This is a genomic window from Dyella sp. A6 (genome assembly GCF_036320485.1).
GTDB lineage: Bacteria > Pseudomonadota > Gammaproteobacteria > Xanthomonadales > Rhodanobacteraceae > Rhodanobacter_A > Rhodanobacter_A aluminiiresistens.
On sequence record NZ_CP132911.1, the window covers coordinates 1,184,003 to 1,197,757 of the forward strand.

At 66.7% G+C, this 13,755-nt stretch carries 2 protein-coding genes; both read left to right on the forward strand.

Annotated features, from left to right (window positions below; all coding sequences use genetic code 11):
* Positions 1 to 15: 15 nt before the first annotated feature.
* Positions 16 to 13,401, forward strand: coding sequence for a hemagglutinin repeat-containing protein (locus RA164_RS05150; RefSeq protein WP_329742897.1), 13,386 nt, complete (start codon positions 16 to 18; stop codon positions 13,399 to 13,401).
* 5 nt (positions 13,402 to 13,406) lie between these two features.
* The gene (locus RA164_RS05155) at positions 13,407 to 13,691 is read left to right on the forward strand and encodes a hypothetical protein (protein WP_329742898.1); all 285 of its coding nucleotides are present in this window, start codon (positions 13,407 to 13,409) and stop codon (positions 13,689 to 13,691) included.
* Positions 13,692 to 13,755 lie beyond the last annotated feature (64 nt).

Below are 13,755 nucleotides of genomic sequence, written 5' to 3' on the forward strand. Positions count from 1 at the left end.
TCGAGGAACGATGCCATGAAGAACGCGAATTTGCGCCAGCCCACGGGTGTACCGGCGGCCGCCGTGTCGTGGCACCGCTCCTTGCGCCGTCACGCGTTGTGGGCCGCCCTGACCCTGGCCTTGGGCGTGCCGACGGTCCAGGCGCAGACGGTCACCGACGGCGGCACGCATACGAGCGTGATCGCCGCACCCAACGGCGTGCCGGTCGTCAATATCGCCGCGCCCAACGGTGCAGGCGTCTCGCACAACACCTACCAGCAGTTCAACGTCGGCAGCAACGGGCTGATCCTCAACAACAGCGGCACGGTCAGCAACACACGGCTGGCAGGCTACATCGGCGGCAATCTCAACCTCGGCAATGGCCAATCGGCTTCGTTGATCCTCAACGAAGTGACGTCCACTTCCCCGAGCCAACTGAATGGTGCGATGGAAGTCGCTGGTCATGCTGCCCAGGTGGTGGTCGCCAACCCTAACGGCATCAGCTGCAGTGGCTGCGGCTTCATCAATGTGCCGCGCGGCACGCTGACCACCGGCCGGCCGCTGTTCGCCGGCGACGGTTCGCTCAGCGGGCTGGCCGTCACAGGCGGCACGATCACCATCGGAGGGAACGGGTTGCCGAGCGGTTCGACCGACCAGGTGGACCTGCTCGCGCGCGCCGTGGCCATAAATGCCGGCGTCTGGGCACGCCAACTCAATGTGGTCACCGGTCCCAACCGGGTCGATTACGCGACGCTGGCCACCCAGCCGCTGAGTGCGACCGGCACCACGCCCACCGTGGCGCTGGACGTTTCGGCGCTGGGCGGCATGTATGCCAACGCGATTCGCCTGATCGGCACCGAGGCGGGCCTGGGCGTCAATAGCCAAGGCGAGATCATCGCCCAGAATGGCGACCTCACGCTGACCAGTGCGGGCCAGGTGGTGCTGACAGGCAAGACCACGGCCACCGGGAATGTCTCGCTCACCTCCGCACAATCGCTGACCAACCAGGGCACGCTCGCCGGCGGCGGCGTCATCAACCTCAGCAGCGGCGACTTCACGAACCAGGGCGTGCTCTACGGCAACAACGCGATCACCCTGTCCGCCAACGGCACCGTGGGCAACAGCGGCCAGATCGAAGCGCAGAGCGGCGCGCTCACCGTGCAGGCCCACGGTGCGATCACCAGCATCGCAGGCAGCAGCGTGTACGCGGGCGGTCCGATCACGTTGTCGGGGGCTTCGTTCGGCAACGCGGGTACGTTCGAGTCAGCCCAGGGATTCACGCTACAGGTCAGCGATGGCGCCAGCAACACCGGCAGCCTCTCGGCGGATGCCGGCAATTTCAACCTCACGGCTTCCACGATAGCGAACACCGGTCGTTTCGCTGCGGGCGGCAATGCGGTCCTCAACGCCGTCACGAACCTGACGAGCAGCGGTACGCTGGTCGCCGATGGTGCCGTGACGCTGACGGCGCCAACCCTGAGTACTGCGGGTACGGTACAGGCCGGTAGTTCGCTGAACCTCAGCGGCGGCAAGCTGACCAACGACGGCAAGTTGTACGCGCTCAATGGCGCGTGGACGGCCGCGTTGAGCGGTGGCTTCGCCAACCAAACCGGTGGCGCCGTCTATGGCAGCCAGAACGTCACGTTGAATGCCGCCTCGTTGACCAACGCGGGCGGCATCGAAGCGCAGCAGGGCGACGCGATCACCCTTACTGGCGCCTTGACCAACAGCGGCACGCTGCAATCCGACCAGGCCGACCTGGCGCTACAGGCTGCGAGTTTCGTCAACAGCGGCACGCTCAGCGCGCAGCGCAACCTGCAGCTGCAAGCGAGCGGTGCGGTGCAGAACAGCGGTGTGCTGGTCAGCGGGCAGGCCTTCAATCTGTCGTCGGGCACGTTCGACAACCAGGCCGGCGGACAGATCCAGAGCGGCACCGACGCGGCGTTCTCGGGCGCCACGCTGAGCAACGAAGGCACCGTCGACGCCAAAGGCAGCGCGACGCTGTCCGGCAGCGCGTTGACCAATGCGGCCGGTGCGCAGTGGCTGGCCGCCGGCACCCTCACGCTCAACCAGACCGGTGACGTGAGCAATGCCGGTGTGCTGCAGGCCGGCGGCGACCTGAGCATGGAACACGCCGCCTCGCTCACGAACGGCGGCACGCTGCAAACCCTGGCCGGCAACCTCACGCTGGCCGTGGACACGCTGACCAGTACCGGCACGCTGGGCGCCCATGGTAGCGCCGTGCTCAGCGCCAGCGACAATCTCCGCAGCACCGGCACTTTGCTCGCCGGGGGGGCGATAACGCTGACCGCTCCGAGCCTGGCCACGTCGGGCACCGTGCAAGCGGGCAGCACGCTGGGCCTCAGCGGCAACACGCTGGTCAACAGCGGCAAGCTCTACGCGCTGGGCGGCAACTGGACGGCCAGCCTGACCGGGGCGTTTGCCAACCAGGGCGGTGGCGCCGTCTATGGCAGCCAGAACGTCACATTGAATGCCGCCTCGTTGACCAACGCGGGCGGCATCGAAGCGCAGCAGGGCGACGCGATCACCCTTACTGGCGCCTTGACCAACAGCGGCACGCTGCAATCCGACCAGGCCGACCTGGCGCTACAGGCTGCGAGTTTCGTCAACAGCGGCACGCTCAGCGCGCAGCGCAACCTGCAGCTGCAAGCGAGCGGTGCGGTGCAGAACAGCGGTGTGCTGGTCAGCGGGCAGGCCTTCAATCTGTCGTCGGGCACGTTCGACAACCAGGCCGGCGGACAGATCCAGAGCGGCACCGACGCGGCGTTCTCGGGCGCCACGCTGAGCAACGAAGGCACCGTCGACGCCAAAGGCGGCGCGACGCTGTCCGGCAGCGCGTTGACCAATGCGGCCGGTGCGCAGTGGCTGGCCGCCGGCACCCTCACACTCAACCAGACCGGTGACGTGAGCAATGCCGGTGTGCTGCAGGCCGGCGGCGACCTGAGCATGGAACACGCCGCCTCGTTCACGAACGGCGGCACGCTGCAAACCCTGGCCGGCAACCTCACGCTGGCCGTGGGCACGCTGACCAGTACCGGCACGCTGGGCGCGTACGGAAGTGCCTCGCTCCGTGCAGGCAATAGCTTCAGCAGCGCGGGCAACCTGACGGCCGGTGGCGCGTTGAGCATCGCGTCGGCGCAGCTGGTGACCGCCGGCACCGTCGAGGCGGGCGGTGCGTTGACCCTGAGCGGCGGCACGCTGAGCAACAACGGCAAACTGTATGCGTTGGGCGGCCCATGGACGGCCACGCTGAGCGGCGCGTTCACCAATCAGGGCAGTGGCGACATCTACGGTAGCCAGGACCTCACGCTCGGCGCGGCATCGTTGGCCAGCGCCGGCGGCATCGAGGCACGGCAAGCCGCAGGCATCACCGTGGGCGGCGCATTCACCAACGGCGGCACGCTGCAGTCGGATCAGTCCGGCATCAGGGTGAGGGCGTCGTCATTGACCAACACGGGCACGTTCAGCGCCAACCAGGCCCTGCAATGGCAGGTTGGCGATGCCGTGCAAAACAGCGGCGTGCTGGTTAGCGGTCAGGCGATGACCTTGTCGTCGGGCAGTTTCGACAATCAGGCCGGCGGGCAGATCCAGAGCGGCACCGACCTCGCCTTGTCCGCAGTCGCGCTGAACAACGCGGGTACGATCAATGCCAAGGGCCGGGCCACGCTCGGCGGGTCGACCCTGGGCAATGCCGTCACGGGGCAACTTATCGCCGCCGGCGCGCTCACCGTGGGCGAAACCGGCAGCGTCAGCAACGCCGGCGTGTTGCAGGCCGGCAGCGACTTCACCCTGACCCAGGCCGCCTCGCTCACCAACGCCGCGGGCGCCACGTTGTATGCCGGGCAGGATGTCAACCTCACGTTGGGCCAGGCGCTGACCAATGCCGGCATGCTTTATGCCGCCCGCACCAACACGCTATCGGCGGGCAGCGTCGATAACACCGGCACGCTGCGCAGCGGGAACGACTTGTCGCTGAGCAGCACCGGCGACGTCGTCAGCAGCGGCGCGATCCAGGCGCAGCAAAGCGTGAACCTGCTGGGCGGCGCGAACGTCACGAACAGCGGCAAGATCTACGCGATCGATGGTGGATTGACGGTGCAGGCCGCGGGCGCTTTCGGCTCCGCGTCCACCGGGGACATCTACAGCGGTCAGGCCATCGGCTATCAGGTCGGCAGCTTTGCCAATGCGGGCACGCTGGAAGCCACGCAAGGCGTGAACGCCGCCGTACAGGGCCAGGCCAGCAACAGTGGCGTTCTGCAGGCCGACCACGGCGACGTCGTGATCTCGGCGAACGGGCTGGTCAACCAGGGCACCCTGAGCGCCAACGGCAACCTGCAGGTGGGTACCAGCGGAGCGCTGGCCAATGCCGGCAAGGTTGTCGCGAACAGCGCACTGACCTTGACTGGCGCCGACATCGGCAACAGCGGGCAGGTGCAGAGCGGCGGCAACGCCACGCTGCAGGCCGCCGCGATCGACAACAGCGGCCGCCTGCAGTCGGGTGGCACGCTGGCGATCAGTCACAACGCCACGCTGACCAACGAAGCCGGCGGCCAGCTGCTGGCCGCCGGTGACTTCAGCGCCGACACCGCGTCGCTGCTCAGCAATGCCGGCGTCATTCAGTCCGGCGGCAACTTGTTCGTCCAGGGCACGGGGGGGCTCGACACGACATCGGGCAGCACCCTGTATGGCGCTGCATTGACCACTTTGCGGCTTGGCGGCAGCTTCGCCAACGCCGGCACGGTGTACGGCGGCCAAGGCGTGCAACTTGCCGCGGCCAGCGTGGGCAACACGGGCGCGCTGCGCAGCGATGCCACACTCGATGTGACCAGCCAGGGCGACGCCAGCAACAGCGGTACCAGCTATGCGGCGGGCAATGCGGGTTGGAACGTCGCCGGCGTACTGACCAATACCGGCGTACTGGCCTCCGCCGCCGACACCACGCTCACGGTGGGCAGCCTCGCGGGCAACGGCACTCTGGCCGCGGGGCTACGGGGTGACGGCACACTGGGATCGGCTGGCGTGCTCGCCGTGACGGCGACGGGCAGCCTGGCCTCGCAGGGCCGCGCGCTCGCCGCCGGCAACCTGGACTTCACCGGCCAATCCATCGACCTGACCGGCAGCCAGACGCGTGCCGGCAGCGACATCGCACTATCGGCACGCCTGGGCAACGTCGTCAACACCGGCGGCAACCTCGCCGCCAATGGCACCGTGTCCATCACTGCGCCAGGCAGCCTGATCAACGGCGGCAGCACGGCGGCGCAGGGCGGCACCATCAGCGGCGCCACGCTCGATCTGACCGCTGCCAGCCTCGACAACCGATACGGCACGCTGACCCAGACGGGTGCGGGCGACCTGACGCTTGCCTTCGCCGGTGCGTTCGAGAACGCCTACGGCACCCTTGCCAGCAATGCCGGCAACCTCCGTATCCAGGCCGCCTCGCTGGACAATACCGGCGGCGCCATCCAGCAAGCGGGCGGCGGTGTGCTGACGCTCGATGCCAACGGCGACCTGACCAACACCCACGGCCGAATCGCCGGCAACGGCGCCTTGAACCTCCAGTCCGGCGGCACGCTCGCCAACAACGGCGGCACGCTGAGCATGGCCGGCAACGCCACCGTCAATGCCGTCAACATCAATGACAGCCAGGGCACGCTGATCGCCGGCACCCTCAATGCCACCGCGACGCAGGCGTTCACCAACACCGGCGGCACGGTGCAGGCCGCCGGCGCGCTGACGCTAGATGCGGGGTCGCTCGACAACACCGGCGGCTACATCAAGGTCACCGGCGCGCAGGCCCTGGGCATTGCCGCCGGCAGCGCGTTGACCAATGGTACGGGCGGCTTCATCGGCGGCAACGGTGACGTGACGCTCCAGGCCGGCAGCCTGACCAATGCGGGCCAGATCTATGCCGGACAGGCGCTGGGCGCGACGGTGCAAGGCGTCCTCAGCAACGACGGCGGTGCGCTGCAGGCGATGGGCTCGCTGAGCGCATCCAGCGGCGGGGCCTTCAGCAATCGGTCCGGCCAGACCGAAGCCGGTGCGGGCGACGGCAACGCCACGCTCGGTCTCACGGCAGCCAGTATCGACAACACCGGCGGGCGCATCGCGGACAGCGGTCGCGGCAGTACCACCGTCAATGGACAGCAGGGCATAGTCAACCAGGGCGGCACCTTGGGTGGGCAGGGCGCTGTCACGCTCATCGCCGCCAGCATGGACAACAGCCACGGCGGCCATCTGGTGGCCGGGCAGGACCTGGGCTTCACCTTTGGTGGTATGAACAACGCGGGTGGCATGGTCTACGCCGCCGGCAGCCTCACCTGGAACAACGGCAGTGCGAGCCTCGCCAACGCCGGCGGCAACCTCGGTGCGGGCGGCGACCTGTCGCTCACGCTGCAGTCGCTGGACGACACCGGCGGCGCGGTGGCCGCCAATGGCAACGTGGCGCTCACGGCCAATACCTTTACCGCGCTGGGTCGCGTGGCCGCCGGCCAGAACCTCACGTTGACGACGGGCGGCAGCTACACCAACACGACCAGCAGCCAGCTGGTCTCCAACGGCAACCTGACGCTCAACCTGGGCGGCAATTTCAGCAACGTTTCCGGCGCGACCTTGCAGGCCGTCGGCACCCTGGCCGTCAACGCCAGCAGCATCGACAACGCCGTCGGCGCCACCCTCAACAGTGCCGCCACCACGCTCACCACCGGCGGTGCGCTGACCAACGAAGGCAGCATCGAGGGCACTGGCATCACGCTCTCCGCCAACGCCCTCACCAATACCGGCAACATCATAGGCGGCACCCTCGTCGCCACGGCCGGCAGCCTCACCAACGGCGCGGACCTTGGTACCACGACGACCAACAACCCGTACCAGAGCGCATTGATCGCGGCCGCAAACAGCATTGATCTGTACGTGAGCGGCACTCTGCTCAACCGCGACGCCACGGTCTTCACCACCGGCGATCTCACCATCGCCGCCAACCCCGGCGGCGGCCAGGCACAGGCCGTAACCAACCTGTCCGGCGACATCGAGTCCGACGGCAGCATCACCCTCGACGCCAACCAGTTCACCAACCAGCGGCGGGTGTTCCAGACCACCACCTATAACCTGACCGCGGCGGAGCAGGCTCAGAACACTGCGACGGGCGCGCCGCTCGCGCGCTATCTCGCCACGGACACGGATCCCAATCACCAGCCGCCCAACGTGACTGCGGCCCAGGTGATCGGGAGTGCCGAGTTCGCGAACGCCACGGCGTATTGCAATGCCCACGACAGCGACAGCGGTCGTTGCGTGGGCTACCCGAATGGCGTGGGAGCGCCGGTGTCCTTCCAGTCCGTCTCCACCGATACGGTGACGTCGGTAACGAAGCTGCTGGCGACCAGTGCGCAGGGCCAGTTGCTGGCCAGTGGCAACATTACGCTGAATGGCTCGGTGTTGAACGACAAGTCCACCATTGCCGCGGGCAACAATTTGATCATCAACGGCCAGAACGGCAGTGCAGGCGGCGGCAACACATCCACCGCCACAGTGCAGAACGTGGCTTGGGCACCCACCGCGCAGGTGACGGAGAGCACTCAGGATCAGACCGCCTGGCAGTACCTGCAGAACAGTCCCCGCACCTGGATCGACGGCGGCTGGTGGACCTACGGCACCACCAACGGCCAGCAGCAGATCTCACTGGCGCCGGGCGCCGCGCCGAGCTGGGTCACCTACAACGCCGGCGCGGGCTTGGCGGCCAGCATGACCGCCGGTAACACGGTGTCGATCACGGCGCAGACCATCAACAACACGGTCGTCAACGCGAGTGGCCAACCCGTGCAGGCGGTGATCGGCTTGGGGGCGAACAGTGGCGCGCAAAGCGTAGCCGGCAGTGCCGCCGGCACGGTCGCTAACGCCAGTGGTACCGGGGGCGGTGTGGGCAGCGTGGCCGTAGGCAGTGCGCCCGGCCAAGCCAGCGGTGGTTCGCTGGGCCTCGCAATGGCGCGGACCATCGATGGTGCGCCTGCGCTGGGCGCCACGTCGGCGCAGAACCTCGGTACGGCGGCGGCGAGCGCTCCGAATGCCGGTACACCGACTCAGGCGGTGGCCTCCACGAACACCGCGCCGGCGTCGGCCAGCACCCATACCCCCAGCCACGCCGCGTCCGCCGTGTCGGGTGGTACGGCGGCACCCGCTGCGCCGCAGGTCGTATCCACCCTGGTCGGCCCCAACGCCAACGTGCGCCTGCCGCAAACCGGCCTGTATACCGTCAACGTACAGCCCGGTAGCCAGTTCCTGGTGGAGAGCAACCCCCAGTTCACGCAGTACAACAACTTCATCAGCAGCAACTACCTGCTGCAGCAGCTGGGCCTGAACCCGGCCGCCACCGAGCAGCGCCTGGGCGACGGCTTCTACGAGCAGCAGCAGGTGCTGGCCCAGATCACCGACCTGACCGGCCGACGCTACCTGGCCGACGACACCGATGCGCTGGATCAGTACCGCGACCTGATGAACAACGCCACCGACGTGGCCAAGCAGTTCGACCTGTCGGTGGGCGTGGCGCTGACGCCCGCGCAGATGGCCAGCCTCACCCAGGACATCGTGTGGCTGGTCAGCGTGACGGTGGACGGCCACCAGGTGCTGGAGCCGGTGGTGTACCTGAGCGCGGCCGATGCGAAGCACCTGGCGGCGAGCGGCGCGACGATCGCCGGCAAGAACGTGATCCTCGACGCCAGCGGCAACATCAGCAACAACGGCACCATCGCCGCGAGCAACGACGCCCAGCTCACCGCCAGCAACCTGCTCAACAGCGGCACGATCAGCGCGGGCAACGACCTCAGCATCAACGCCGCACAGAACATCTTGAACGGCGGCACGCTCAAGGCCGGTGGCAACGTGAGCCTGGTGGCCGGCAACGACGTGCTGAGCGGCGTGAACGTGGCGCAGGGCCTGGGCGCGGTGGCCTTGCCGGGCCTGGGTACGTCGATGGGTCCCGTGGCGCTCAAGGGCCTCGAGCTTCCCGGCAGCATCAATGCCGGCGGCAATCTGTCGATCGCGGCGGGCCGGGATCTCTCGTTGGACACGGCGCCGGTCATGGCCGGCGCCAACCTCAGCCTGGCAGCGGGCCGCGACCTCACCGCGACGGCCACCGCGATCCACGCTGGCGGCGACGCGCAACTGCTCGCGGGCCGCGACCTCAGCCTGCTGGCCACCAGCAGCACCAACCGCATCGGCACGCCGCACAACAGCATGGAGACCACCACGCACACCGTGGGCACGCTCACTGCGGGCGGCGGGCTGACCCTGCTGGCCGGCCACGACCTCGTGGGCCAGGGCGCCCAGCTCACCGGCGCCACGCTGAACCTCGCCGCCGGCCACGACCTCAACCTGGCCGCGGTGACCGACAGCACCACACGCACTACCCAGAGCATCCAGGGCCACACCGTCATCAACACCGGACAGACCGACCAGAGCGTGCGCGGCACCGCGCTCACCGGCACCAACGGCCTCGCCGTCGCGGCGGCCCACGACCTCACCGTCACCGCTGGCCAGCTGAGCAGCGCGAACGGCAACGTCGCCCTGACAGCCGGGAACGACCTCAACCTCAATGCCGCGCAGGAGAACCACAGCGGCTACCGTGACACCGTCACTGCGCACAGTGGCCTGCTGTCCAGCAGCAAGACCACCACCCACGACGCCACCAGCGACAGCTACGCCATCGGCACCTCGGTGAGCGGCAACGCCGTGACCCTGGCTGCCGGGCACGACCTCACCACCCAGGCGGCCCAGCTCACGGCTAACGACGCGCTGAGCCTGAGCGCCGGCCATGACGTGACCCTGGGCGCGGGTGAGCAGACGCACACCAGCGAACACAGCGAAACGCACACCAGCTCCAGCCTGTTCAACACCGGCGCCACGCGCTTCGGCTCGCTGGACCCGGAGAGCTACAGCCGGCAGAGCCAGAGCAGCACGGCGCAGACCTGGAGCATCGGCAGCACGCTGTCGGGCGACACGGTGACGGTGGCGGCCGGCCACGACCTGACCGGCACGGCGGTGCAGATCGCCGGCACGCACGACGTGACGCTGGCGGCCGGCAACGACCTCACGCTCGATGCGGGCAAGGACACCTACAGCGAGACCGACGGCACCAAGGTCAGCCGCACCGGCCTGATGAACGGCGGCGGCTTCAGCGCGCTGATCGGCAACCGCACCACCCAGGCCGGCACCACGGTGCAGGACACCAGCTACACCGGCAGCCTGGTGGGCAGCACCCACGGCGCGGCGGCGCTCACGGCGGGCCACGACGTGCACATCACCGGCAGCGACGTGCTGAGCCAGACGGCGACGACGATCGTGGGCCAGAACGTGACCATTGATGCGGCGGTGGGCAGCACCGACACCACGCAGACGCAGAGCGTGCATACCGGGGGGATCCATGTGGGTATCGGTGGTGCCGCTGCGGGCATGGCGGCCACCGCCTACCAGGACGTGCAGGGCGCTAGCCGGAGCAGCAGCGATTCCCGCCTGAAAGCGCTCTACGCCGCCAAGGCCGCCTATGACGCCAAGGATCTGGCCGGCATGCCGAGCCAGGGCCTGCAAGGCGCCAGCAAAAGCAATCCCAATGGCATCAACCTGCAGGTGGGCATCGGCGGCAGTACCGCCAGCAGCCGCACGCTCACCCACGACGAGACAACCTACGGAAGCGCGATCCGCAGTGCAGGCGATGTCACCATCGCAGCGACGAATGGTGACCTCAACGTGATCGGCAGTCGAGTCGACGGCCAGGACGTGGCCCTGTCCGCCAGCCACGACCTCAACCTGCTGAGCCAGGCGGAGCAGCACACGCTCAAGAGCACCAACAAGAACGCCAGCGGTGGCGTGGGCCTGCAGATCGGCACCGACGGCATCGGCTTCTACGCCCAGGCCAGCGTGGGCCAGGGCAAGGCGCACGGCAACGGCACCACGCACACCGACACGGTGGTCGATGCGTCCAACACGCTGAGCCTGCTCAGCGGCAACGACACCACGATCCAGGGCGCGCAGGCCAAGGGGAACACCGTGCTGGCCGATATCGGCCATGATCTCGACGTCACCAGCGAGCAGGACACCGGCGACTACGCCAGCACGCAGTGGCAGGTCGGCGGCAAGGTGGTGGTGGGCATGGGTGCTAGCGCCAGCGGCAGTGCCAGCTACGGCAAGGTGGACAGCCACTATGCCAGCGTGACGCAAGCCAGCGGCATCCAGGCCGGTGCCGGTGGCTATCAGCTCACCGTGGGCGACACCACGCACCTGGTGGGCGGTCAGCTGGCCAGCACCGCCGACCCAAGCCTGAACCTGCTCGACACCGGCAACCTGATTGCCGAGAGCGTGCACAACGAATCGAAGTACAGCGCCGTGCAGGTCAGCGTGAGCGGAGGCAGCGGTGGCGCGGGCTTCGGCGGCGGGCTGTCCGTGCAGAACCATCATGCCAGCAGCACCACGCAAAGCGGCGTGGCCGCCGGTACGGTAACGATCCGCAACCACCGCGGTCAGGACCTGAGCGGTCTCACACGGGATCAGTCCATCCTGGATGCGAATGGCGTCAAGAACGGCTTCAACGCACAGAAGGTGGCCGAGCAGCAGGAGGCGGGCAGTCTGGCGGGGTATGTGGGCATGCGTGCAGCGGGCGACATCGAACAGTCCGCAGGTCTGCAAAATGGCAGCGCGGGTGCCATTGCGCTGCATACGGTGGTGGGCGGTGCCGCAGCGGCATTGGGAGGAGGTAATGCCCTGCAAGGTGCCATGGGTGCAGGAGCGGGCGAAGCTGCCACGCCCTACCTGGAAAGCAAGCTCGGAAACACCGGTACAGAACTTGCCACGACGCTGGTCGGCGCCGTGGTCGGCGGCGGTGCGGGTGCCTCCACGGCCTTGGCCGGCGACGAATACAACCGGCAACTGCATCCGGACGAAGTCCAGTGGATCAAGAGCCATGCAGCGACATTTGCGCAGCAGCAATGTGGTTGCGACTGGAGTGCGTTGAGTCCGGATCAGCAGAGCGCGTTGACCGACCAGGCCACGGCAAGCCTGACACAGCAAGCCTTGAAGGACGTCGACCTGCTCTGGCGGAGCATGCTGTCCAGCGGTGACAACACGGCGGCCCAGACCTTTCTGGCGAGTGCGCAAGGCACTTTCACGAATGAAACCGGGCAGCAACAAGCGCTGTTCACCACCGAGGGCAATCAATACCTGCGTCCGGCACTGTATGCCGATGGCGCCGATGTCGGCTTCTACCAAGCCTATGCGCAGCCGGGGGTGACACGCACACCGTTGAACGGGTTGGCCCAGGAGACGGGCGGCGCTGCGCTGCAGTTGCAGAATACGTTGCTGACCGATCCCCTGTGGCCCCAGAAAGTGCAGCAGGGACTGTTGCAGTCGATGCAGAACTTCGCCAATAACCCGGTAGGCATCGTGAAAGGCTGGTTCCAGCAGAGCGGCAACACGCTGGGTGAGACCGGTGGAGCATGGAGCGGTGCCGGTGCGGCGGAGCTGAATGCTCTCTATGGACAGGATGTAACGGGCGTCCAGCGCACCCTGCAGGGTCTGGACAGTGCGCTGGTGCTTGGCAACGCCGTAGGCACGGGGACGATGGCCGGCGAGCTGAGCGAGCAGGTCATGAAGGGTGCCATGACCGCGGGAACCAAGGCGGCGATGGCGGCAGGGGATGCGGCGGGGGCGGTGGCGTCCAAGGTCAGCAGCGTATTGAAGAAAGTACCTGGCGTCACCGATGCCGGAGCAGGTGTGGCGTCAGTGGACGATGCAACTTCGACGATCACATGGACGAATGGCTTGACCGAGTCAGCCGTACCGGACGGGCAGGGTGGCTGGACGATCAGCGGCACGCAGTCGCAGATGAGCGGCACATCGGTGAACTGGGGTATTGCGAATGATGCGCCGACGTGGACGTTGGGGGATAATGTTCCAAACGAAGCAGCAACAGGCATCCCTCAATACACATTCAACGCAGTCGAGAATCCTGGCCCGTTAGCCAGTATGCCCGGAACTCCGGCGGCGAATTTTTATAGCGGGCAGTACAACATGAGCGTCTCTGATGACGTGACTACGCTCTATCGTGCTGGTTCAGGTGCGCCAGGTAGTGAGTTGGGGCAGTGGTTCACGACGGAACCACCGCAATCATTGGCACAGGTACGAATCGATAGCGCTGTACAGCCTCAATGGATTGATCCGGCAACCGGAGTTCTGACCGGTGAGTCGCCAATTGATACTGTTTACGGAATTCAGTTTCCGGCAGGGACTACGATGTACGACGGGCCAGTGGGCTATCAGGGAGGGGTGTATCTTGGTGGCCCAAATACAAATCAAATTTTCATTTCTAAGCCCTGGAACATTCCTGGTGTACAAGTAATTAGCCGAAACCCCTTGCAATGAGCTCAATGAATATGGATCTTGAAGAAATTAAATCGCTTTTAGCTTCGCTCCAGGAGCTTCTGCATCAGCAAGGGGAGCATAACTGGGTACGTGGCGTAACAGCTTCGCTAGATGCCCTTGACGCCACTGATGGGCTCAACAAGGCAAGATCAATTTATGGGTCGATGAATCGAGGGGTGGGAAGCTTCGCTGATTACAACATTTGGATCGACGACTTCGATGCCAGAGTAAAGGCGAATCAAGGCTTGGATAGTCTTCGCGCTCAACTGTGGAGTGCGTTCGATCTTTAATTAATTGTTCCAAACAAGGTGTTGTTGTCCCGTCCAAAGTGTCCAAAGCCGTTTCCACTACCCT

Excerpts from the sequence above, each read along its gene's own strand:
- RA164_RS05155 (WP_329742898.1), top strand. The coding sequence starts at position 13,407 with ATGAATATGGATCTTGAAGAAATTAAATCGCTTTTAGCTTCGCTCCAG.
- RA164_RS05150 (WP_329742897.1), top strand. The coding sequence starts at position 16 with ATGAAGAACGCGAATTTGCGCCAGCCCACGGGTGTACCGGCGGCCGCC.